Here is a 22,681-nt window from a genome sequence, read left to right as displayed (position 1 = left end):
ACCACAAAAACTACCCTATTGTGCAGCGTTGTTGGCAGTCAGGGGTAAAGCAGCCATGCAGGCAGCGAACTTGGCTGCGTTGTGCCGGGCGTCGACAAGCGCGTCATGATTCCCAGACGGTGTCGGTGGCAACTTCGGTTTGCCCGCCAGCTCCCAATATTGCTTCATCTCGTGGGTGAAGCGTGGCAGCTCCTTAGGAAGCCCCGTCATGTTGCCCCACATTTGGGCGAGCACGACGTGGTCATAGGCGCCCACCCATGCCCACAGTTGCGGCGCAGTGCTTGCCGACGTCAAGAACTGATATACCTCACGCCGGATGGTGTCCAGGGACTTCCACACTGGGTCACTCGGGTTCGGCAGCTGCGACAGGACGTTGGCTCGCACCCAGGAATTGGCCCGGCTGGCATCGAATTGAGAGGACACCGCGTAGTACTCGCGGCCATCCTCGGCGACGATTCCGATGGAAACTAGCTCGATGGTTTTTCCGTCTTCGATGAATTCTGTGTCATAGAAGTAGCGCACGGGCCGACTTTCTTATTTGCTGGTGGGATACTTCAACAGTAGTCGGGTGTGGCCGTCGCGAAGCAGTTGCCCCGATCCCGGGAAAAGGCGGTGGTAGACCGCGGGCGGTTTCACGCTCCAGCCCACCACCGGAATGCGCGAAATGCCGTGGAACACCATGCCGCCGAGCAGGCTGAACGCCACGCACGCCCACACCCACACGGTGGCGTTGTGCAGTGGGTTAGCCGCCCCAATTTCGAAGGTCAGGCCACTGAAGAGGACCTGGTAGTTGAACAGCAAGGTCAGGCCAAAGCCGTGTCCGATGTAGAGCACGAGGGTGTTGCGGCCGAAGAAGCGGAGCATCGGGAAGACCAACGGGACTTTCGTCAGCGCTACAGCCAAGGTCAGTGCTGCCGGCAAGGTGAGGATGCGCACGACCACCCGGACGAGAAGTTCGGTGTCATCAAAGCCCAGTGTGGCAAGGCCTGCGATACCGATACCTTGGAAATCGACACCCCAACTGGTCTGCCAGGCGTGATTAATAGTCTGCTGCACCCAGTAAGCCACCGCGGTGATGGCAAGTCCGAGCGGGTGCAGTGCATGCTGCGCAAACCATGCGATGAGGTCTTTCAACCTGACGCCAATCATGAAGATGGGCAGGTACAACATGACGTGGCCGATGATCACCGGCCGCTCAGGATAGAGCAGGAAGACGAGCGGCGCGAAGCTCGCTGCGAGCGCCAGCGGGGTACTCAGTGCCCGCGTTGCCCAGGCAAAAGCGGTCACTGCCACGAGACAATAGAGGAACCACAGTAGCGAGGCGCCCTCCTTGGTTGCGGTAAACACCATGTCCCAGGTGGGCGCTTGATCGCCGAGGAAAGTGTGCCACTCAACATACTTGAGCCACAGCTCGATAGGTGCCCACACCAGATAAGGCACGGCGATGAACCACAGTCGTTTCCAGACAACTTCACCCATCGAAAAATGCAGCACTTTAGCTGCAAGGAATCCGCTCACGACGAAGAACAGCGGCATTCGCATCGGATCGAGAAATGCATTGATTTTGGCGGGAACGCTGAACTCGCCATTGGGGACTGCAAGAGTGGCGTGCAAGAACAGGACACCAAGTATCGATAGTCCCCGGGCTGCATCAGGCCACTCGAGGTACTGCTTCGTTCTCGTTTGGGTCTGTTGCACGGCCAATAGTCTCCTTAAATGCTGCAGCCGCCCGAAGTTCTGCACGAATCGGGCGACATCAGCATTCAGACTATCGAATCAATATTGATTTATTCAAACTAAAAACTTTAAGGACGTGCCCCCGGTGGGTAGCCATGGCCTGCTTCCAGGGATGCCTTTACGTCCTTGCCATACATGTCGACATACGGCTGACCAGTCATTTCAGACAGTAGAGCCATGATGTGATCGGTGAAGGCACGCTGTGTGACGTATTCATGCGGATCCATACTGCGCTCGCGAGCAAACTCGAGTGGATCGATAGGCTCGCCGATCTTGATCCGCACCTTTACCGGGCGAGGAATCCACGAGCCGATCGGGTTCGCCTCACGGGTGCCGATCATTGCCACAGGGATGACCGTGGTGCCGGTTGCCATGGCAATGCGAGCCATGCCGGTTTTTCCGCGGTAAATACGTCCATCTGGCGAGCGCGTGCCCTCTGGGTAAAAGCCGAGGACGTTTCCCTTTTCCACCACTGCCCGACCAGCGTTTAGCGCCGACTGCGCGGCATCGCCAGAACTGCGATCGATGGGAATCTGCCCGGCGCTGGTGAAGAACCACTTCTGGAACTTTCCTACCACGCCTTCACCAGTGAAGTACTCCTGTTTCGCAGGAAACTGGATCTGACGCGGGCACAACAGTGGCAAATAGAACGAGTCCATTACTGCCTGGTGATTAGAGGCGAGAATGACCGGACCTTCTGCCGGAATACGCTCGAGACCTTCAATTGTCGGCCGGTTGTATACGCGTATCAGGGGGCCAATGAAGACATTCTTCAACGCCCAGTACCACTTGTTTTGCATCGTCATCCCGCCTCGTTGTTTGCCATGCGAACTCGTCTAACTTTACCTTGTGCCCGTGGCCCGGGCGGGCAATCACTGCTGTGTCTCGCGCAATTGCCGCCACGCAACCTCGGCTGCACCGATCATGCCAGCATCCGCACCCAGCTGCGCGGGAAGCACCGTGGGGAATGGCCGATGCCCGGCCCCCACGACCAAGGAGCGCGCCTTATCGACGCCATCGACCAAGAAAAGGTCATGATTTTTAGCCACTCCTCCCCCGATCACCACTAGCTCGGGGTCAAACATATCCACTACCATGGACAGCCCCACGGCAAACCACTCGGCAAACTCAGCAATCGCCCGCTCGCCGATACAATTGCCGGCCCGTGCTGCCTCAATGACGCTTTCGCCGGTCCACAGTTGCTCGGGCGCCCCCTCGGCCACAGCGATCTCTTGAGCGGTCGCCGCCAGTGCCGTCCCGGAGCAGTAGCGCTCGAGGCAGCCTCTCTTGCCGCACGGGCATGGGCGACCGCCCGGAACGACAGGAAGGTGGCCGAGCTCCGGCGCAGTACCGAATGCACCGCGGTAGATCTCCCCTTCGTGCATGAGCGCTGCCCCAATTCCAGTGCCGATGGACATCAGCACCCAGGTGCGCTTCTCACGCCCCGCTCCGAAGGCGGCCTCACCGATGGCCGCCGAGTTTGCGTCGTGCTCCAGGGACACCGGTATTGGCAATCGCGCGGCCAGTCGGCTGCGCAGTGGTGCGTCACGCCACGGCAGGTGGGGCGCGAAGCGCACTTTTTCCCGGTGTTCATCGAGAAACCCGGCGACGGCAATTCCCATGCCGCGCACGTCATGCTGCTCCATGAGCTGATCGGTCATCGACACCACAGCATCTTCCATGCTGTCAGCTGTTCCCTGCGATTGCACCTGCAAGCGACCGACGATCTGTCCCGACTCCGTTACCGCCGCGGCCCGAAGATTGGTACCGCCGATATCAAAACCAATTGTCACAGGGGCGGTGGTTTCCGACATCAGCGCTTCGCTTTCTAGAACATGGGACAGGAATCAAGCTGGGGAAAGTATATCCCTACCAGCCTAACCAAAAAGCACCCGCCGAAATTCCGCGCCGAGTTGCTCCCATGTCCATTCGCTCACGACATGGCGCTTTCCAGCCTCCCCCATTGCCGCCCGCAACTCTGGGTCTGCCAACAGCTTGAGCAAGGCCGCGATTAATGCATCATCATTGTGGCCGTCGACGACAACACCAGTCTCCGCCGTGACCGTTTCCGGAGCCCCACCCGAATCGCCCGCAATCACCGGCACGCCTGCGGCTTGAGCCTCCAGGAATACGATCCCCAGCCCTTCCACGTCCAACCCGCCACCGCGGGTACGCACCGGCATAGCAAAGACATCGCTGGTCTCGAGCAACGCTTGACGATCCTCATCCGACACCCGCCCAGTGAACACCACACCAGGAACGCCCTCCGCGCTCCTACGCAGTGTTTTTCCGTATGAACCTTCCCCCACGATCACCAGCCGCGCATCCGGGTACTTCTGCGCCACCGACGGCCACACCCGGATCAACGTGTCCTGTCCCTTGCGTGGCACCAGTCGAGACACACACGTCACGATTAAGCCCGGTCCCAGGTCGAAGTGTGCGCGGGTGCGGGCGAGGTCGGCGGGCTGGGGGCGTCGATAAGCGCGGGCATCCACGCCGGAGGGCAGCCGAGCCCACGTGGTGTCGGCACCAAAGGGCTTGCGGAGGCGGCTGAGGGTGTAGTTCGAGATGTAGGTGACAACATCGCAGTGCGAGCCGATGCGACGCAGCGCTATGCGGCCTCCCGGGATCATTGACCAACCGACCTCATGACCATGGGTGGAGGCCACAACTCGACGCGCACCCGCAGCACGGGCCTGCGGTGCTAACAGTGCGAGCGGCGCGGCCGCACCAAACCACACGGTGTGAATATCATGCTCGGCGATCAGGCGCTGCATCGTGCGGGCGACGCCGGGAGTCGGCAACATGACCGAATGCGGCCAGCGCACGACTCGATAAGGAGCTTGCTCATCCCAGTGCTGCGCAGCTGGCGCGTCTTGGGTCGAGGCGAAGACGACGACATCTTCAGGCGGCAGCTGAGCGAGGAAATCACGAACATACGACTGAATCCCGCCGACAGTGGGCGGGAAATCATTCGTGACAACAAGAACTTTCGGCATCGCTGCCCAGTCTAACTAGTAGCGGCGCGCTCCATAGAACGGCATCGAATCCATGTTGACTACCTGGAGCGGAATGCCGTAGTCAGACGCGTGCACGATCTTGCCGTCACCGGCGTAGATTCCCACGTGCGTGGCACCTGGGTAAAAACCAACCACATCGCCCGGCTGCAGGTCCCCTCGGCTCACCGGCATGCCACCTGCCATTTGCGCTTGCGAGGTACGCGGCAGCGACTTGCCCTGCTGCGCGTAGGACCACACAACCAACCCGGAGCAGTCAAACTGGTTCGGCCCTGCAGCGCCCCAACCGTACGGCGCACCGATCTTGGTCATCGCAGCTTCGAGCGCCTTCATGCCCTCAGCATTGGTGGAGGTAATGCCGGCAAGGTCGTGGCTCACTGGCCCGTTCTTATTTTCCCATGCGCTACGATCATCTGGGCTGAGGCTATCGATCGACTTCTTGATCTCCTCGATGCGCTTTTTCAACTCTTCGTCGCGCTTCTCCAGCTGCGTCCGCTTCGCCTCCAGCTCGTTGAACTGGAACTGAGACTCGGCTTCGAGACGCGCAGCCTCATCCAAGAGTCGACCAGCTTCCGCAGACTTCTCACGCTGGGTATCGAGCGCCTCCTGAGCCTTGCGTACATACGCAGACATGTAGGCAGAACGGTCGATGGCGTTCTGCGGGCCGTTCGCATTGATCACCGTAGTCAGCGGATCGACCACCGAACCGCGGTACTTCGACGCAGCAAGCTTATCGACGACCTTCTTGGCCTCGCGCTCCTGCTCCCGCGCCGCATTTCCCGCTTCTTCCGCTGCGCGAGCCTGCTCCTTTACGGATGCCAGGTCCTTTTCTTTGCCTTCAATCTCAACCTGCAGCTGTTTGAATTCCTCATTCTGCGCAGAGACCTTATCCGAGGATTCGGACAGCTCCTTCATGAGACTGTCCATGTCTCGAGGAGTCTCTGGTGCCACCCGCTCGCTCGTTACAACGGGATCAGCAACAGCGCTGGGAACTACACCAACGGAAACCACTGCAGCTGCAGCGAGGATGGCCGCGCAGGCAGCTTTATTGAGTGCCATAGAATTCACTGGTCACGTAGCCTTTTCAATTCTCAATTTGCGCCGGAAATCGGTGGACGGCGCGTTACTTTCCTAAGCATACGCTAAGAATATGCTCACCATGAAACGGCGCACGAAGAAACAAAAATCCGACCTGGCATTGCTCATTCAGGTCGGATTTTGGCGCAACTGCGTTAGAAACGCACTGCGGAGTGGTACGGCATGTAGTCGATCGGAGACTCAGACAGTGGGGTTCCCTCAGTCAGAGCGTGAATCACAGTGCCGTTGCCGGTGTAGATACCAACGTGGGATGCACCGCTGTAGAAAGCGATGATATCGCCTGGCTGCAGCTGATCGCGGGAAACTGGGGTTCCCTGGGCAGCCTGCGCATAAGAGGTACGCGGGATAGCCTTGCCAACCTGGCTGTATGCCCAGGAAGTCAGACCAGAGCAGTCAAAAGCGCTTGGGCCTGCGGCACCGTAGACGTAAGGAGAGCCGATCTTGGTGCGAGCTGCATCAACGACAGCCTGGCCGTTCGATACCTGTGGTGCAGCTGCAGGAGCAGCGGCTTCGTTCACAGCAGCGTAGCTCACAACTTCAGCCTGGCCAGCCATGGAAGGCACCCACTGGGAGACGCCAGGGACGTTAGCGATGTTCGGTACGTTCTCCAGGCCGGGAACCTCGACGGTAATGCCGGTGTTTTGAACAATGACAGGCACAGCCTGTGCTGGCTGAGCCATGGTGACGGCTGCGCCGACAGCTACTGCAGATGCGGTGGCCTTGGTAGCGAAACGTGCGTTAAAGCGGGCGTGGTTACCCATGAATAGTCTCCAAATCTTCCCTTGTGCCGGCCGGGTTAGCTGACGGATTAGGAAACGGAAGCTCCCTCCCACCACTCCGATCTTGCGATCTCTTGCGGCGGGTTCACCCCAGACTAAGGTGGGTCCCCGACTCGAATTGGCCCTTGATATGTGGACTGTCTTCGATTAGGCGTTATTTCGGTTTGTATTCCAGGTAACAACCAATCAGATTGGTGCGTCCCGTAATGTCTCGACAAGATTACGAAACCACAACGGGCTATGTCCAACGACTCGCCCGCTTCACAGGCTGTTACCAGGCTGTTATGAATTGCCAATACGGACTGGGCACCCAAGCAACTTAACGGCACCGTTTGCACACCCGTCAACATATTGCGGTGGTTACCAGGCTTTTTGATCGAGCATCCCCCACTCCAGGCGAGATATAGCCAGACCCAAACAATGGCCAGACAACGTCAAATTAAAAAGAGTGTGCCCTTGCTCACACCAGGTTTCTGTGAACGCCAAATGGCCACAGCAATCACAGTGGCAACAACAACTACTGCAACCAATTGGTCTCATTCAACCCGCAACGCGACCGCCTATATTGAATTCTTCGAGCAACCAATCAGTTAGAAATGCGTCCATTGTTGCAATCAATCCCTGTTGGAGAAACTGGGACCTCTGCTAAACGGATGACGACGGTGTCATTGCAGGAAGATTCCCGCAATGACACCGTTAGAGGCCAAATTCCCTCCTATATAAAGGAAGAGCCGCACAGTAGCTCAATTTGCCAGTGCCCCGCAAACTCTCCTTTCTAGGCCCCTCCAGGGAGCCTCATACCAGCAACTGCTGCCGCACTCCCACATCTCTCTGATGCCAACAGAAACCGCACTTGGAACGACGAAGGAGGGGCTCGCACCGTTTCCGGTGCGAGCCCCTCCTTGCTAACTAGCGAGCTGCAGTTAGGAGAGCTTAGAAGCCCTTGTCCTTGTCTTCTGCGCGGATGGTGTCCTGCAGATCCTCGAACATGCGAACTTCTTCCTCGTGGTTCTCGTGAGCCAGAGCGTTCTTCTTAGCCACGATCTCCTCGGAGTCAGACTTGAAGGCAGAGCCGTGGCTCATGGAGTCTGCGAAACCGAGTTCGTTCATCTGCTTCGGCACCTTTGCGCCGGCGTAAGGCAGTGGAACTGGGTGACCATGCTCGTCAACTGGGCCCAGAGGCTGGTGAACCTCGATGAAGGAACCATTAGACAGCTGGTGGATCACACCGGTCTCGATGCCGTGCTCCAGAACCTCGCGGTCGGAGCGCTGCAGACCCAGGCAAATGCGGTAGGTGATGAAGTAAGTGATCGGAGGCAGGATGATCAGGCCGATACGACCAACCCACGTCATCGCGTTCAGGGAAATCTGGAAGTGGTAAGCGAACAGGTCGTTACCGCCAGACAACGTGAGCAGGAAGTAGAACATCAGAGCCATGGCGCCGAGTGCGGTACGCACTGGGACGTCACGCGGACGCTGCAGCAGGTTGTGGTGAGCGTCGTCGCCGGTGATCTTCTTCTCGATCCATGGGTAAGCGAACAACAGGACAACCAGAATACCCAGCATGATGGCTACCCAGAACACTGCAGGAATGGTGTAGTTGCCCAGGTAGAGCTCCCATGCCGGCATGACACGAGCAGCACCATCAGTCCACAGCATGTAGATATCCGGCTGGGAACCAGCGGAAACCTGAGATGGGTTGTAAGGACCGATGTTCCAGATGGCGTTGATGGTAGTGACACCAGCCATCAGAGCCAGGACACCGAAGGTGAACAGACCGTACGCTACAGACTTCACAGCGAAGACTGGGAGAATACGGACACCGACAACGTTGTTCTCCGCACGACCAGGTCCAGGGAACTGGGTGTGCTTCTGGTACCACACGATAGCCAGGTGAGCGGCGATCAGAGCCAGGATGATGCCTGGGATCAGAAGAACGTGCAGGATGTAGAAACGGTCCAGCATGATGTCCGATGGGAAGTCGCCACCGAAGATTGCCCAGTGCATCCACGTACCAATGATTGGCAGGGACACGACAATGGCGGACATGATTCGCAGGCCGACACCGGAGAGCAGGTCGTCAGGCAGGGAGTAACCCATGAAGCCTTCAGCCACGGACAGGATCAGCAGGATACAACCAATGATCCAGTTAGCCTCACGTGGGCGTCGGAAAGCACCCGTGAAGAAGATACGCATCATGTGAACCATGATGGACACTGCGAACATCAGTGCAGCCCAGTGGTGCAGCTGACGGATGAACAGGCCGCCACGAACCTCAAAGGAGATGTTCAGAGCAGTCGCGTAAGCGCGAGACATCTCGACACCATTGAGCGGAGCGTAGGCACCGTCGTAGATGACCTTGGTGATCGATGGATCAAAGAAGAGGGTCAGGTAGATACCGGACAGCAGCAGAATAATGAAGCTGTACAGTGCGACTTCACCAAGCATGAAGGACCAGTGCGTTGGGAAGACCTTGTTGATCTGGGTACGAACCATGCCGGAGATGGTGTACCGGGAGTCGATATTGTTGCCGATTTCAGCGAGTTTGTTGCTCATTATGACTTACGCTCCCAGAATGCAGGGCCGACAGGCTCGATGAAGTTGCCTGCAGCGACGAGGTAGCCCTCTTCGTCCACGGTGATCGGCAGCTGTGGCAGTGCACGTGCGGCCGGACCGAACAGTGGCTTGCCGTAGCGCAGAGCGTCGAACTGCGACTGGTGGCAAGGGCAAAGAATACGGTTGGTCTGTGCTTCGTAGAGGGAGGTTGGGCAACCAATGTGCGTACAGATCTTGGAGTACGCGTAGTAGTCGCCGTAGTGGAAGTCCTCCTGGCCTTCGCGCTCGATGACCTTATCGGCATCTGCGCTGCGAAGACGGATCAGCATAACGGCGTTGCGTGGACCGTGAATGGAGTGCATGTGCATCTCGTACACGTCGCGCTTCTCGTCGTACTGGTCACCATCGTTGACATCTTCTTCGTACAGTGGGAAGACGGTTTCCATAGCGGCTGCGGAGAGATCCTCAGGACGCATGCGCACCAGGCGGGTGACGCCTACGGTGCTGAAGTGCTCGCCGTGCTTTTCGGCAATGGCGGAGGTGTCGCGACCGAGGTAGATCTTGGTACCTTCGTTAGCCTTGGTCCAGCCGGAAGTCCACAGAGTGCCGTCGCCGAAGTAGTCCAGCGGGCCTTCCTTCTTCTTCCATGGGTTCTTGATCATGCCACCGAGTGGGAAGATGATCGCCAGGCCGGCAAGAGCTGCCGATGTACCTGCAATGCCCTTCAGCATCTTGCGACGCCCCAGAGTCGAGGTCTCCCAAGAGTCGTTCAGCAGTGCAACCAGAGTCTGACGGTCAACTTCATCAGAAGGGCCGTCGTGGCGACGCTGAACCGAGATTTCCTCGGGAACAAACTTCTTCTGGAACAGAGTCAAGCCGAAGCCCAGGCTCAGGATGCTCAGGCCCATGGTCAAGCCAAGCATTGGAGTGTACAGGGAGTAAATGCCCAGACCTTCCTGGCCATGACCCTTGTACTCCCATGGCCACCAGATGTAGGTAGCCATGAATGCGAGTGCGAAAACAGCCGCGAGAGCGAACCAGATAGTAACTGTGCGCTCAGCACGCTTCTCTGCAGGATCGCCCTCTACTGGGAAACGCTCCTTGCGGAATGCAACGGTTACTTCGTCCAGCTCGGTACCGATGCGGGCGAGCTCTTCGTTGGACATTCCGGCCAATTCCTTGGCGCTGTACTTCTTTACTTCGTTATTGCTCATGAGCGAGATCCAATCCACAAAGCAGCGCCGATAACTGCGGCGATACCGATAAGCCACATCAGCATGCCTTCGGCCACTGGGCCGAGCCCACCAAGAGCGTAGCCACCTGGGCTAGGGGTTTCCTTTGAGTTCTTGATGAAGGCGATGATGTCTTTCTTCTCATCTTCCGTCAGCTGACGGTCAGAGAACTTAGGCATGTTCTGAGGTCCGGTGAGCATAGCCTGGTAGATTTCCTGCTCGTTAGCAGGATCCAGGTATGGAGCGTACTTACCGGAAGACAGTGCGCCACCACGACCAGTGAAGTTGTGGCAGGATGCACAGTTCAGACGGAACAGCTCGGAGCCGCGGGCTACGTCTGCTGGGTCAATCTGACCGTCGAAATTCTTGCCGCGCAAGGATTCCATTGCAATGTTGCCATTTTCGTCGCGGGCGATCTCTGGGCCACCACCATTAGCGTTGACGTAGGCAGCGATTGCCAACGTCTGGTGCTCGTTGTAGCGAGGTGCCTTACGGGCAGCCTGAGCTTCGTTACGCAGCATTGGCATGCGTCCGGAGTGAACCTGGAAGTAGACGGCACCTTCGCCGACACCGATCAAGGAAGGTCCACGACCTTCAACACCCTGCAGGTTAACGCCGTGGCAGGTGATACAAGCAACGTCGTAGAGGTCCTTGCCCTCTGCCACGAGTGCCTTGTCATCTACGTTGGCGGTAACTACCTGTGCGTCTGGGGTGAATGCGGAGGCGAGGAAGCCTGCGCTGGTAAGGCCAAAAGTAAGCGCCATGGCGCCCGCAACAGTGCGGCGCACCTTTCGACGACTCTTGACCTTCTTAGCAGTGGACGGGGCGTCAGCCACGGTCCCTTGCTGCTCTGGGTTGGTATCCATCATTTCCCTTAAAACTCGTATGCGGAAAGTGAAGGGCGGTAGGCCGAACTGATCGGCCGTTACGGCCTACTGAATGAAGTAAATGGTGATAAAGAGGCCGATCCAGACGACGTCAACGAAGTGCCAGTAGTAAGACACTGCCATTGCCGCGGTTGCCTGAGCCGGGGTGAACTTAGACTTCGCAATACGAAGCAGGACAACCACGAAACCGAGCACGCCAGCGAGGACGTGGGCGGCGTGGAAGCCAGTCGTAATGTAAAACGCGGAACCATAGACGGAGTTCTGAATCGTCAGTCCATGGTGAACCAAGGTGATGTATTCGTTTGCCTGGCCGATGAGGAAGATCGATCCCAAAAGAACGGTGATCGCGTACCACATACGGAGCTTAAACACATCGCCGCGTTCTGCTGCGAAGACACCTGCTTGGGCCGTAAAAGAAGACGACACCAAGATTACGGTGATTGCCAATGCGTAAGGGACATTGAGGTGTCCAGTACCCCAATCCCACGCTTCTCCCTGGCCGTTAGCGCGAGATACAAAGTACATCGCGAAAAGACCAGCAAAGAACATCAATTCCTGAGACAGGAACACAATCGTGCCGACACTGACCATATTTGGTCGGTTCAGTGCCACAACACGCTGTGGTGCTGCCATACCTGTATTTCCAACTGCGCTCGTCACGCGTTCTAGTATGCCGGTATTCGTCGCCTAAGTCACTTTGAACCCCCCGATATTTCACAAAGTTGTGGGAGCTCGATCGCATGAACTGGGCAAACATTTTGTTTAAAAAACTTCTACCCCCGCGGGAACTTTCACCACACAACATCCGACGCGGCGTTTTCGCAGGTCATTGGGCTATTCATCTTCCCTGTCCCCCCAGACAGTCCAGCTTCGGCCTATTCTATCTAAGTTTCAAACAGCACACATACTTTTGAGCAGTTCCCTTTAGAGATTCATCTCACATTGCACCGTTGTAGTTTACTGACCGATTACAACTTTGGGTTGACCCCCTTTACTCGGACCTACCAGGACAAATGAAAGCGGCCCACCGGAAAAGGTGGGCCGCTTTCAAGGAAGGTTATTTAGTGCTTTTCCTTCGGGATGCCGTACTGAAGGTTCAGCATGGTGGAAGACCAGATCAGCAGCATTGCACCGAAAGCGATCAGCCAGTAGTGCATGTAGACAATACCGAAGCCGAGGACAGCGACGGAACCAGACATGACAGCCGGCCAGACAGAGCCAGGGCTAAAGAAGCCGAGCATACCAGTGCCGTCTTCGATCTCCGCCTGCTCCCAGTCTTCGGGGAGCAGATCCATTTGGCGTTCAGTGAAGTGGAAGTAGACGCCGAGCATAAGGCAGAGACCGGTAGCAAGCACGAGACCCGTGCCGCCTGCCCACTCAATGCCCTGAATGTTGCCGTTGTCAGCAAGATGCGCGGTGGATACGAAGTAGATCGTGGTCACGATCAAAAGGAACGTTGCCAACCCGTACATAATCTTGGCGCTAGATTTCATTGTTCTTTAACCCTCTTCCCTTTACTTTGCGGCTTCGTTGAGGTCGACGGTGTTCTCGGTGTCGCGGGTTGCGGTGCGACCGGAGACGAATGGAGAGGTAGACGTTGCGTAAGGTGCCTCGCCGATGGTCTTCAGCGCTTCAGAGTTAGGCGCCTGAGGATTCTGGTTACGGAATTCCATGTACTGCTTGAACTTCTCTGGAGAAACAACGCGGATCTCGAAGTTCATCATAGCGTGGTAAGTGCCGCACATCTCGGCACAGCGACCAACGAATGCGCCCTCTTCTTCAATCTTTTCCACCTGGAAGACTCGCTGAGACTTGTTGGCCTCCGGGTTAGGGAACGCATCTCGCTTGAACAGGAACTCAGGCACCCAGAAGGAGTGAGCTACGTCAGCGGAGGCGAGATTGAACTCGATTGGGGTCTGGGAAGGAAGAACCAGTACTGGAACTTCGTCCGTGGTACCCAGGGTTTCAATCTTGTTGAAGTGAAGGAAAGAAACATCGGATTTGGACTTGCCGTGAATTGGGCCGCCAACACCGTGCTCTTCCATGTAGGCCTCGTCAATCTTGGACTTTTCAGCCTGTGCCTGACGCTCCTGGTCCACACCCTGGTACTCGGATCCGGTTGGAGACAGATCGGCATCAACCTTGGCGTAACCAAACTTCCAGTTCCACTGGTAGCCAGTCACATCGACAGTGACCTTTGGATCCTTGTCCAGTGCGGTGACCTTATCCTGGGTCGGAACCGTGAAGAAGAACAGAGCCATGACGATGAAGATCGGCATGATGGTCAGCACGAGCTCCAGAGGAACGTTGTACTGCAGCTGCTTAGGGAATTCATCCTTGCCAGCCTTTGCTGCCTTCTTTGCAGAAAACGCACCCATGGTCCAGATCATGAGACCCCACATGATGATGCCGATGATCCATGCGGTTACCCAGACCCACACCCAGAAGTTGCCCATAGCGGTAGCTTCAGGCGTAATACCCTTCGGCCAACCCATGCGTAGGGCGTCGAAAAAACCGTTCTCTGGCGGTGCTACGTCACAACCAGCAAGAGCGAGGCTTCCCGCGCCAAGTACGCCGGTGAGCAGCGCTTTACGTTGAAAGCTGCGCTTGTTTCGCTGTTCCACGTGTGTCTACCTTCCTGTTCCACACAAACCTAAGGACACATAAGTTCCCATTCCTAACTGTGCAGAATATCGCACTTTGGAACTTATTCCATGTTTATTGCCAGCATGGGGTTACCCGACCAGCCCCCTCCTGCAAAAATGCATTGTCGCTGTACAGCACTTACCCATCACAAGTTGGCCACATTTACCCGACATTCGGTGACCCAATTCACATTTGTTCGTCCCCCAACGGGGGTTTACTAATGGTTGATAGAAGAATCGCCCACTGCCCTAGGTGCAATTTTCCCCCTCAAGACCGTAGAGTTGCAGTGTTAAAGGAAACGCGACAATCCCAAGCAACTGTTTAAGGGGAATATTTACTTATGTGTGGCCTTCTCGGCATGCTGACCAGCGCCGGCAATGCAGCGGACTTCGACTCGGCCATTCGCCATGCCCTTCCGTGCATGCGCCATCGCGGCCCCGACGATGCAGGCACATGGCATGACCAAGATGCCGTCTTCGGATTCAATCGGTTGTCGATCATCGATATTGCCCACTCCCACCAGCCTCTTCAGTGGGGGCCAGAGGGTGATACTGACCGCTATGCCATGACATTCAATGGCGAGATCTACAACTATGTGGAGCTTCGCCAGGAACTACAAGCACTCGGCTACAGCTTTAATACCGAAGGCGACGGCGAGACCATCGTGGTCGGCTATCACCATTGGGGCACCGATGTAGTCAACCACTTGCGTGGCATGTTTGGCATTGCCATTTGGGACCGAAAAGAACGCACGCTATTCCTTGCCCGCGATCAATTCGGAATCAAGCCACTGTACTTTACAACCACCGCTGTAGGTACGGTCTTCTCCTCTGAGAAGAAGTGCATTCTTGACATGGCCGAGCAGATCGGAATGAGCAACGATCTCGATCTGCGTGCGATCGAGCACTACGTCGACCTTCAGTACGTGCCTGAACCGGAGTCGTTGCACGCGGATGTTCGTCGACTGGAGTCCGGCTCCTTTGCCGTCGTTAAGCCCGGCGGCCAAGTTGTGGCCCAGCGCTATTTCGAGCCTAAGTTTGTGACCAAGAAGGTCACGGACGAGCAGGACTTGTTTAAGCGGATTGCCAACGCGTTGGAGGATTCCGTCGAAAAGCACATGCGCGCAGACGTCACGGTTGGTTCTTTCCTTTCTGGTGGTATCGATTCGACCGCCATCGCTGCTCTGGCAAAGCGCCACAATCCGAATCTGCTGACGTTCACCACGGGCTTCGAGCGCGAAGGTTACTCGGAGATCGACGTGGCGGCGGAGTCAGCTGCGGCCATTGATGCGGAGCACATCGTGAAGGTGGTCTCCCCTGAGGAATATGCCGACGCGATTCCAAAGATCATGTGGTACCTCGATGACCCGGTAGCCGACCCTTCCTTGGTTCCGCTGTACTTCGTCGCAGCTGAGGCCCGCAAGCATGTGAAGGTCGTTCTCTCTGGCGAGGGCGCCGATGAGCTGTTCGGCGGATACACCATCTACAAGGAGCCGTTGTCGCTCGCACCGTTTGAGAAGGTCCCTGCCCCACTGCGTCGCGGTTTGGGCAAGCTTGGCGACGTCCTCCCCGACGGACTCAAGGGCAAGTCCCTGCTACAGCGTGGCTCGATGACCATGGAAGAGCGTTACTACGGCAACGCGCGCTCCTTCAATTTCGAGCAGCTGCAGCGCGTGATCCCATGGGCAAAGCCAGAATGGGACCACAAGGACGTCACCGCACCGATCTACGCCAAGTCTCGCGACATGGATCCGGTAGCTCGTATGCAGCATCTAGATTTGTTTACCTGGATGCGCGGCGACATCCTGGTCAAGGCAGACAAAATCACGATGGCGAACTCCCTGGAACTGCGCGTGCCGTTCCTGGACAAGGTCGTTTTCGATGTCGCGGAATCAATCCCGCATGACTTGAAGATCTCCCACGGCACCACCAAGTACGCCCTGCGTCAGGCGATGGAGGGCATCGTGCCGGAGCACGTACTGCACCGCAAGAAGCTCGGCTTCCCCGTGCCGATGCGCCACTGGCTTGCCGGCGATGAACTCTTCGGCTGGGCGCAGGACACCATCAACGAGTCTCAGACCGAGCGGATCTTTGACAAGAAGGCCGTGCTCGAGATGCTGAATGAGCATCGTGACGGCGTTTCCGACCACTCTCGTCGCCTCTGGACTGTGCTCGCCTTCATGGTGTGGCACGGCATCTTCATGGAGGGCCGCATCGATCCGAAGGTCGAGGAGAAGGACTACCCGGTTCAGTTGTAGGCCTGTCGGATTTGGTTATGCACAACGACGAATTCACCGTTTTCCGTCAGTCTGCTTAACCAAATCCGACACTGAGGTCTAAAAAATCCCCGCACCCTTCATGTTCAGGGCACGGGGATTACACTTGTTACGGCTTAGTTGAAAGAGTCACCACAAGCGCAAGAGCCGGATGCGTTTGGGTTGTCGATGGTGAAACCCTGTGCCTCGATGGTGTCTGCGAAGTCAATGCGGGCACCGGACAGGTAAGGGACGCTCATCTTGTCCACGACGAGGCGGACACCGCCGATAACGTCGGACTTATCGCCGTCGAGCTCGCGATCATCGAAGTAGAGCTGGTAACGCAGGCCAGCGCAGCCACCAGGCTGAACAGCAATACGAAGGGAGAGATCGTCGCGTCCCTCCTGGTCGAGCAGGGCCTTGGCTTTAACAGCAGCGGCATCGGTCAGGACGACTCCGGTTGCGGTCTCAGGTGCAGTCATGGTGCTCCTCCTTGGAACGAATCTAGTTTTGTGAAACCACCGTACTCTGTTTTGTCGCCGAGTACACATAGCCTTCAACGCAAGGCGTGACATGTTTGTTCCCTCCAAGAGAGCACAAGGTAGCCTGTATGTCGTGACTAGTCCAGACAATGAACAGCTCCCTAAGGGTTATACGCCTAAGAAGGGTCGTCCGACCCCGAAGCGCGATGAGGTTGAGCGTGCTCGAGGTATCCGCCATGGCGCAGCTCCAGTCGGCTTGACGCGGGCCGAGGAAAAGGCGCGTGAGAAGGCTCTCAAGGAGTCGATGACCAAGGCAGAGTACAAGGAGTACAAGAAGAAGCAGCGGGAAGAGCGTGGCCGTGAGGCCAGGGCTCGTCAGGAGGCAATGGATGCCGGTGACGAACGCTATCTCCTCCCTCGCGACCAAGGCCCAGTAAAGGCTTTTGTTCGTGACTGGGTCGATGCCCGTCGCTTCTTTAGCGAATTGGTCATGCCGGTCGCCTTGGCCTTGCTGATCATCATGTTCATTGGCCAGACTTACCCTGATATCGCAGCTACCCTTTCCATGGTCGCGATGGTCGTTATGCTCGCTTTCCTCATCGAAGGCTTCCTCATCGGCCGACGCGCAAACAAGGCCGTACGGGAGAAGTTCCCGGACACCACCGAAACAGGCTTTGGCCTTGGTTTCTACGCATACTCTCGCGCGTCTCAGCTCCGCAAGCTGCGCACCCCTCGCCCTCGCGTAGACGTCAAGAAGTAAATGCTCACGCTGGTTCTCGGTGGTGCGCGCAGTGGTAAATCTGCGTGGGCCGAAGCCCTCTTCCCTGAAGGGGCTGAAGTTCTCTACGTCGCCACCGCGAGGCCGTGGCCCGACGATCACGACTTCGCCGCGCGCATCCAGGCCCACCAAGACCGTCGGCCGTCGCAGTGGGTCACCGAGGACCGCACCGAGCTTGTCGACGTCCTCACCGCCCCTCACGCCAGCAATATATTGATCGATGACCTCGGCACCTGGCTCACCCACGTGATCGATGAACGCGAGGCGTGGGAGCGCCCGCGGGGTGCCGTGCAGCCGGTCGTCGATAAGCTCATTGCCGCATTGGCCGCAAGCAGCGCCCGGATCGTCGCGGTTACCCCTGAAGTGGGCATGGGCGTGATCCCAGAATCTGCTGCTGGACGGCTGTTTCGTGATGAACTGGGTCGTCTGAACGCGCAGGTTGCCGAGGTAGCTGATGAAGTGGTGCTCGTGGTCGCCGGGATACCGCTAACCTTGAAATCTGACAATTAACCTTATCTAAAGTCCAAGGAGTCCCTTGATGGTGCCTGCTGAGATCTTTGCCCGCGTGGAAACGCCGAGCGCTGCCGTCCGTAGCGAGGCAGAGGCTTACCAAACCACGCTGACCAAGCCAGCTGGGTCCCTCGGTCGTCTTGAGGACGTTGGCGTGTTCATCTCCGCGTGCCAGGGGCAGGTTCCACCGAAGCCGATCACGCGCCCGCGCATCGTGATCTTTGCTGGCGATCATGGCGTAGCCAAGCACGGCGTATCCGCCTACCCTTCGGAGGTCTCCCTCCAGATGGCTGCAAATATAACTGCAGGTGGGGCAGCGATTTCCGTGCTCGCGGACTCCGCGGGTGCGAGCGTGCGCGTCGCTGACATTTCCTTGGATCATGACGCCTGGGGCGACGAGCGCGTTTCCCGCTCTTGTGGCGCCATCCACCTAGAAGACGCCATGACCGAAGAAGAAGTGCTGCGCGCATTGGAGATTGGCAAGCGCATCGCCGACCAAGAGGTCGATGGCGGCGCTGATTTGCTCATGGCCGGTGACTTAGGCATCGGTAACACCACTCCGGCAGCCGCCTTGATTGGCGTGGCCACCCGCACCGAGCCAGTCGCTGTGGTCGGTCGTGGCACGGGCATCGATGACGAAGGCTGGAAGCGCAAGGTCTCCGTTGTACGCGACGCCATGTTCCGCGTCCGCACCTTCCGCGACGACCCAATCCGGGTCCTCCAGGCGATTTCCTCCCCTGATCTGGCTGCGATGGCAGGTTTCCTCGCGCAGGCATCCATCCGACGCACTCCGGTGATCCTCGACGGCGTTGTGGTGACCTCCGCGGCGCTGTGGGCAACGCGTCTCGCCCCAGGTGCCCGCAATTGGTGGATTGCTGGCCACCAGTCAGCTGAGCCAGCCCACAAGTTCGCCCTGCAAAGCCTTGAGCTCACGCCCCTGCTTGAGTACGGCATGCGCCTCGGTGAGGGCTCCGGCGCCATGGCGGCGTTGCCACTGGTGAAATCATCCGTGGACATCATGGCGCATATGGCAACCTTCAACTCCGCCGGTGTCTCCACCGCCGAGTAAATGTCTGGAAAAGCTGGTACCTCAGGGGACGGTTCCCACGGCCCCGCGCTGATAGAAGGCGTGACGACGGCTCTCAGCTGGCTTACGGTCCTCCCCTTTCGGGGCGCCAACTCCTTCGATCGCATCACCGGCGCTCGCGCCATGGCGGCCTTGCCGGTAGCTGGACTCGCACTAGGAGCCCTATCAGCGCCCCTCGCGCTCCTGCCCACTCATCCCTTTGTGATCGCGGTACTCGCAGTGGTGGTGTGGGAACTGGGCTCCCGAATGATGCATATCGACGGCCTCGCTGATGTCGGCGATGCACTCGGCTCTTACGCTCCTGCCGAGCGTGCCCAGGAGATCCTCGGTGACCGCTACACCGGGGCGCTGGGCATGGGCGCCGTGCTACTGACTCTCTTGGCTCAGGTGGCGGGCATCATGGCTAGTCTTCCTACGTTGGGCTGGGTAGCGCTGGTGTTCCTTCCCTTACTTGGCCGAGCGTGTGCACTGATCGGCTGCCACACGTCCTTTCAGCCCTTCTCCCCTTCCGGCTTTGGCAGCCTCATCATCGGAACAGTCAAAACGTGGTGGATTCTCACTTGGTTGCTCGTGATCAGCGGGCTGGCCTTTGTGGCATCGGACTTCACATTTGCGGTGCTTCTTGCTGCGGCGGTCGCCGCGAGCGCGTCGGTTGTCTTTGCCAAGCACTGCAACAAGCGCTTCGCAGGCTTGAACGGCGACACCACCGGCGCGCTCATTGAAGTCTCCATTGCCGTCGCGGCGATTGTGCTGGCAGTGGTTCCTGTTTAGCTGATCGTGCGCCGAAGTATCGGGGATACCCTAATCACCCACTCCCCAAACAAAAATCCGCCCAGCCAAAGCGGCCGGGCGGAAGTGAGACAAAACCTTAAGCAGAAACCAGGGTGTGCTTCCAGCCGTGCTTGTCTTCCACGGAACCGCGCTGAATACCGGTGAGGGTTTCGCGCAGCTTCATGGTGATCTCGCCGGTTTTGCCGCCGTTGATCTGGAACTCGCCATGGCTGGACTTCACAGTGCCAACCGGAGTGATCACTGCTGCGGTGCCACATGCAAATGCTTCGGACATTTCGCCAGAGGTGGCTACTTCTTCCCATTCCTGCTTGGAGACGATGCGCTCCTCAGTCTCCATGCCGAGGTCACTTGCGACCTGCAGCAGGGAATCGCGGGTGATGCCTGGGAGCAATGAGCCGGACAGTCGAGGGGTCACCAGGCGAGCGTCGGAGCCGGTGCCGTAGACGAAGGCAAGGTTCATGCCACCCATCTCTTCAATGTTGGTGTGCTCGATGGCGTCGAGCCATACCACCTGGTCGCAGCCCTTTTCTACCGCTTGCGCCTGCGCGAGGAGCGAGGCTGCGTAGTTGCCGGCGAACTTGGCTGCACCGGTGCCACCTGGGGCAGCACGGACGTAGTCTTCGCAGAGCCATACGGAGACCGGCTTGATGCCACCGGAGAAGTAGGCACCTGCTGGAGAGGCGATGATGATGAACTTGTAGGCATTCGCTGGGTGAACGCCCAGGCTGACCTCGGTAGAGATCATGAATGGGCGCAGGTAGAGGGCTTCCTCGCCACCGGCGGCTGGCACCCACGCTTGGTCGGCGTCGACGAGAACTCGAATAGCCTCGATGAAGTCTTCAACTGGGAGTTCAGGCATGGCCATGCGGCGTGCGGAATCCTGCATACGCTTGGCATTTGCTTCGGGACGGAACGTGGCGATGGAGCCATCCGGCTGGCGGTAGGCCTTGAGGCCTTCGAAAATGGCCTGGCCGTAGTGGAAAACAGTGGTGGCTGGATCCATAGGGATGGGTGCGTATGGCGCAAGCACGGCATTGTGCCAGCCCTGCTCTTCATTCCAGTCGATGGTGACCATGTGGTCAGTAAAGGTCTTGCCGAATCCTGGGTTCGCCAGAATCTGCTCGAGGGTCTCCGCGGGTGTTGGAGTGGTTGTCTTTTCAATTCGGAAGTTCAGTGGACTCATGCAACTAACCTACACCCGTTTTTGAGAAAAGTGTCTCAAAATTGTCGAACGATCCGTCGGCACCCGAATTTGAGGTGTCACGTACCCTTGAGAGCAGTCGTATTGTTCGAGATGTTGGAGGAGTAGTTCCGTGCCAAAAAAGCCATCCCTACCTGCCGAGGGTATCGTCCCCAAGCTCAGCGTTTCCGCCAAGCTTCCAAAGAAGACCGAAGCGATTGTCATCCCAGTCTTCCAGGGCGAGGACGGCCCAGAAATCGCCGCGACCGGTGTGTTGGGTTCCAAGGGTGAGGTTGCGGTGCTGGAAGCTCTCACCACGCTGGGAGCGACAGGCGCAGCCCAGGAAGTGACCAAGCTCGCTGGCATCGCCGGTTCTGAAGTTCCCGTGATCATCGCTGTTGGCCTGGGCGATTCCGAAGACTTCGACGCCGAGACCCTGCGTCGCAGCGCCGGCGTGTCTGCCCGCGCGCTCAAGGGTTTTGGCAAGGTAGCCAGCACCTTGGGCATTTTCGGGCTTCACGACGCCATCGTCGGCGCCGCCCTCGGCGCGTACACCTACCGTGGCCAGAAGACGGCAAAGCTTGACGGCGCCAAGGCCCCTGTTAAGGAAATCGTATTTGTCTCCGACAAGAAGGATGAGCTCGAGTCGGCTCAAATCCTGGTCGATTCCGTTGTTCTGGCCCGCAACCTGGTCAATACCGCGTCCTCTCACTTGTACCCGGAGGTGTACGCCGACTTCATCGCGTCCCTCGCGGAAGAGTTTGGCATTGAAGCTGAAATTCTCGATGAAAAGGCACTAGCCAAGGGCAAGTTCGGTGGGCTGCTGGCAGTCGGCGGCGGTTCGGCTCGCAAGCCTCGCCTGCTGCGGCTGAGCTACCAGTCCAAGAAGTCTGCCCCTTCCGTGGCTCTCGTCGGCAAGGGCATCACTTTCGACACCGGCGGAATTTCCCTGAAGCCAGGCGCCAAGATGGACGACATGATCTCGGATATGGGCGGTTCCGCAGCCGCGATCGCCGCCACCATTGCCGCCGCCCGCCTCGGCCTCAAGGTCAACGTCACCGCGACAATCCCAATGGCGGAGAACATGCCAGACGGCGAGTCCTACCGTCCTGGCGATGTCATCACCCACTACGGCGGAAAAACCTCCGAAATCCTCAACACGGACGCTGAGGGACGCCTCGTGCTTGCCGACGCCATCGTCCGCGCATCCGAGGACAAGCCAGATTTCCTCATCGAAATGGCGACGCTCACCGGCGCTCAGCTCGTCGCCCTGGGTGGCCGCACTTCCGGCGTGATGGGCTCGGATGACTTCCGCGATCATGTTGCCGAGGTCGGGCGCACCGTGGGTGAACCTGCGTGGGCCATGCCGTTCATCGAGGAGCTGAAAGAGGAGATGACCTCTGACGTCGCCGATCTGCGCAACATTGGTAAGACCCGCTTCGGCGGCATGATGCAGGCTGGCTACTACCTGTCACAGTTCGTGGGCGAGGACATCCAGTGGGTCCACATGGACATCGCTGGCCCTGCCTACAACACCGCCGGGGCTTACGGTTATGTGTCCAAGCGTGGCACCGGTGCGCCGGTACGCACCGTTGTTGCCGTACTGGAGTCGCTTGCTGAGGGCCAGTTCCCTGCCCAGGACTAAT

The 22,681-nt window shown here is 58.0% G+C and carries 21 protein-coding genes and 1 riboswitch; of the genes, 6 read left to right on the top strand and 15 right to left on the bottom strand.

The features are described 5' to 3' along the window. Positions 1-15: 15 nt before the first annotated feature. From CKALI_RS04035 to ctaC, 13 genes are all read right to left on the bottom strand, one after another. Positions 16-522, bottom strand: coding sequence for a polyadenylate-specific 3'-exoribonuclease AS (locus tag CKALI_RS04035; protein WP_156192076.1), 507 nt, complete (start codon positions 520-522; stop codon positions 16-18). Positions 523-534: 12 nt separating this feature from the next. Then, entirely contained in the window at positions 535-1,698 is a 1,164-nt protein-coding gene (locus CKALI_RS04030) for an acyltransferase family protein (protein ID WP_197079758.1), read from the bottom strand. A 107-nt stretch (positions 1,699-1,805) separates the two neighbouring features. Next, positions 1,806-2,537 (bottom strand): lysophospholipid acyltransferase family protein, encoded by a 732-nt coding sequence (locus CKALI_RS04025; protein WP_156193651.1) that lies wholly within the window; start codon positions 2,535-2,537, stop codon positions 1,806-1,808. A 72-nt stretch (positions 2,538-2,609) separates the two neighbouring features. Next, entirely contained in the window at positions 2,610-3,551 is a 942-nt protein-coding gene (locus tag CKALI_RS04020; protein WP_156192074.1) for an ROK family protein, read from the bottom strand. 63 nt (positions 3,552-3,614) lie between these two features. Continuing rightward, positions 3,615-4,736 carry a glycosyltransferase family 4 protein gene (locus CKALI_RS04015; protein ID WP_156192073.1) on the bottom strand — a complete coding sequence of 374 codons (1,122 nt, stop codon included), beginning with the start codon at positions 4,734-4,736 and terminating at the stop codon, positions 3,615-3,617. A 15-nt stretch (positions 4,737-4,751) separates the two neighbouring features. Next, positions 4,752-5,813, bottom strand: coding sequence for a C40 family peptidase (locus tag CKALI_RS04010; RefSeq protein WP_156192072.1), 1,062 nt, complete (start codon positions 5,811-5,813; stop codon positions 4,752-4,754). Positions 5,814-5,986: 173 nt separating this feature from the next. Next, entirely contained in the window at positions 5,987-6,613 is a 627-nt protein-coding gene (locus tag CKALI_RS04005) for a C40 family peptidase (RefSeq protein ID WP_156192071.1), read from the bottom strand. 11 nt (positions 6,614-6,624) lie between these two features. After that, positions 6,625-6,795: riboswitch (cyclic di-AMP (ydaO/yuaA leader) on the bottom strand. A gap of 769 nt (positions 6,796-7,564) precedes the next feature. After that, positions 7,565-9,187 carry a cytochrome bc1 complex cytochrome b subunit gene (gene qcrB / locus CKALI_RS04000; protein WP_156192070.1) on the bottom strand — a complete coding sequence of 541 codons (1,623 nt, stop codon included), beginning with the start codon at positions 9,185-9,187 and terminating at the stop codon, positions 7,565-7,567. Beyond that, positions 9,187-10,401 (bottom strand): cytochrome bc1 complex Rieske iron-sulfur subunit, encoded by a 1,215-nt coding sequence (gene qcrA / locus CKALI_RS03995; protein WP_156192069.1) that lies wholly within the window; start codon positions 10,399-10,401, stop codon positions 9,187-9,189. Before qcrA ends, qcrB begins: the two co-directional genes overlap by 1 nt. Further along, entirely contained in the window at positions 10,398-11,288 is an 891-nt protein-coding gene (gene qcrC, locus CKALI_RS03990; protein WP_197079757.1) for a cytochrome bc1 complex diheme cytochrome c subunit, read from the bottom strand. Before qcrC ends, qcrA begins: the two co-directional genes overlap by 4 nt. A 63-nt stretch (positions 11,289-11,351) precedes the next feature. Then, positions 11,352-11,966: an aa3-type cytochrome oxidase subunit III gene (gene ctaE / locus CKALI_RS03985; RefSeq protein ID WP_156192068.1), complete on the bottom strand. Its 615-nt coding sequence runs from the start codon at positions 11,964-11,966 to the stop codon at positions 11,352-11,354. Positions 11,967-12,367: 401 nt separating this feature from the next. Next, complete coding sequence (gene ctaF / locus CKALI_RS03980; protein WP_156192067.1) at positions 12,368-12,799, bottom strand: aa3-type cytochrome oxidase subunit IV; 432 nt, start codon at positions 12,797-12,799, stop codon at positions 12,368-12,370. A gap of 21 nt (positions 12,800-12,820) precedes the next feature. Further along, the gene (gene ctaC / locus CKALI_RS03975; RefSeq protein WP_156192066.1) at positions 12,821-13,930 is read right to left on the bottom strand and encodes an aa3-type cytochrome oxidase subunit II; all 1,110 of its coding nucleotides are present in this window, start codon (positions 13,928-13,930) and stop codon (positions 12,821-12,823) included. Between the two features lie 362 nt (positions 13,931-14,292). On the opposite strand from ctaC, the gene asnB reads away from it, so the two are divergent. Beyond that, positions 14,293-16,209, top strand: a complete 1,917-nt coding sequence (asnB, locus tag CKALI_RS03970) for an asparagine synthase (glutamine-hydrolyzing) (RefSeq protein WP_156192065.1) — start codon at positions 14,293-14,295, stop codon at positions 16,207-16,209. A gap of 134 nt (positions 16,210-16,343) precedes the next feature. Here asnB and CKALI_RS03965 read toward each other — a convergent pair whose 3' ends face one another. Beyond that, positions 16,344-16,688: a HesB/IscA family protein gene (locus CKALI_RS03965; RefSeq protein WP_156192064.1), complete on the bottom strand. Its 345-nt coding sequence runs from the start codon at positions 16,686-16,688 to the stop codon at positions 16,344-16,346. Between the two features lie 133 nt (positions 16,689-16,821). Here CKALI_RS03965 and CKALI_RS03960 point away from each other — a divergent pair, with 133 nt between their 5' ends. From CKALI_RS03960 to CKALI_RS03945, 4 genes are read left to right on the top strand one after another with little or no spacing between them, the layout of a single operon-like run. Further along, positions 16,822-17,448: a DUF3043 domain-containing protein gene (locus CKALI_RS03960; RefSeq protein ID WP_231580527.1), complete on the top strand. Its 627-nt coding sequence runs from the start codon at positions 16,822-16,824 to the stop codon at positions 17,446-17,448. Beyond that, entirely contained in the window at positions 17,449-17,976 is a 528-nt protein-coding gene (gene cobU, locus CKALI_RS03955; RefSeq protein ID WP_156192062.1) for a bifunctional adenosylcobinamide kinase/adenosylcobinamide-phosphate guanylyltransferase, read from the top strand. A gap of 28 nt (positions 17,977-18,004) precedes the next feature. Next, positions 18,005-19,045: a nicotinate-nucleotide--dimethylbenzimidazole phosphoribosyltransferase gene (gene cobT / locus CKALI_RS03950; protein WP_156193649.1), complete on the top strand. Its 1,041-nt coding sequence runs from the start codon at positions 18,005-18,007 to the stop codon at positions 19,043-19,045. Then, positions 19,046-19,834 (top strand): adenosylcobinamide-GDP ribazoletransferase, encoded by a 789-nt coding sequence (locus CKALI_RS03945; RefSeq protein WP_156192061.1) that lies wholly within the window; start codon positions 19,046-19,048, stop codon positions 19,832-19,834. A 97-nt stretch (positions 19,835-19,931) separates the two neighbouring features. On the opposite strand, the gene CKALI_RS03940 is transcribed toward CKALI_RS03945, so the two are convergent. Then, positions 19,932-21,038 (bottom strand): branched-chain amino acid aminotransferase, encoded by a 1,107-nt coding sequence (locus CKALI_RS03940; protein WP_156192060.1) that lies wholly within the window; start codon positions 21,036-21,038, stop codon positions 19,932-19,934. 130 nt (positions 21,039-21,168) lie between these two features. Here CKALI_RS03940 and CKALI_RS03935 point away from each other — a divergent pair, with 130 nt between their 5' ends. Beyond that, positions 21,169-22,680, top strand: a complete 1,512-nt coding sequence (locus CKALI_RS03935; RefSeq protein ID WP_156192059.1) for a leucyl aminopeptidase — start codon at positions 21,169-21,171, stop codon at positions 22,678-22,680. Position 22,681 lies beyond the last annotated feature (1 nt).

It is taken from the genome of Corynebacterium kalinowskii (genome assembly GCF_009734385.1).
Lineage (GTDB): Bacteria > Actinomycetota > Actinomycetes > Mycobacteriales > Mycobacteriaceae > Corynebacterium > Corynebacterium kalinowskii.
This window is presented reverse-complemented; position numbering and strand designations above follow the sequence as displayed.

Coding starts and splice junctions, on each gene's coding strand:
- CKALI_RS04025 (WP_156193651.1), bottom strand. CDS start 2,537: ATGCAAAACAAGTGGTACTGGGCGTTGAAGAATGTCTTCATTGGCCCC.
- CKALI_RS04020 (WP_156192074.1), bottom strand. CDS start 3,551: ATGTCGGAAACCACCGCCCCTGTGACAATTGGTTTTGATATCGGCGGT.
- CKALI_RS04015 (WP_156192073.1), bottom strand. CDS start 4,736: ATGCCGAAAGTTCTTGTTGTCACGAATGATTTCCCGCCCACTGTCGGC.
- CKALI_RS04010 (WP_156192072.1), bottom strand. CDS start 5,813: ATGGCACTCAATAAAGCTGCCTGCGCGGCCATCCTCGCTGCAGCTGCA.
- CKALI_RS04005 (WP_156192071.1), bottom strand. CDS start 6,613: ATGGGTAACCACGCCCGCTTTAACGCACGTTTCGCTACCAAGGCCACC.
- qcrB (WP_156192070.1), bottom strand. CDS start 9,187: ATGAGCAACAAACTCGCTGAAATCGGCAACAATATCGACTCCCGGTAC.
- qcrA (WP_156192069.1), bottom strand. CDS start 10,401: ATGAGCAATAACGAAGTAAAGAAGTACAGCGCCAAGGAATTGGCCGGA.
- qcrC (WP_197079757.1), bottom strand. CDS start 11,288: ATGATGGATACCAACCCAGAGCAGCAAGGGACCGTGGCTGACGCCCCG.
- ctaF (WP_156192067.1), bottom strand. CDS start 12,799: ATGAAATCTAGCGCCAAGATTATGTACGGGTTGGCAACGTTCCTTTTG.
- asnB (WP_156192065.1), top strand. CDS start 14,293: ATGTGTGGCCTTCTCGGCATGCTGACCAGCGCCGGCAATGCAGCGGAC.
- CKALI_RS03965 (WP_156192064.1), bottom strand. CDS start 16,688: ATGACTGCACCTGAGACCGCAACCGGAGTCGTCCTGACCGATGCCGCT.
- cobU (WP_156192062.1), top strand. CDS start 17,449: ATGCTCACGCTGGTTCTCGGTGGTGCGCGCAGTGGTAAATCTGCGTGG.
- cobT (WP_156193649.1), top strand. CDS start 18,005: ATGGTGCCTGCTGAGATCTTTGCCCGCGTGGAAACGCCGAGCGCTGCC.
- CKALI_RS03945 (WP_156192061.1), top strand. CDS start 19,046: ATGTCTGGAAAAGCTGGTACCTCAGGGGACGGTTCCCACGGCCCCGCG.
- CKALI_RS03940 (WP_156192060.1), bottom strand. CDS start 21,038: ATGAGTCCACTGAACTTCCGAATTGAAAAGACAACCACTCCAACACCC.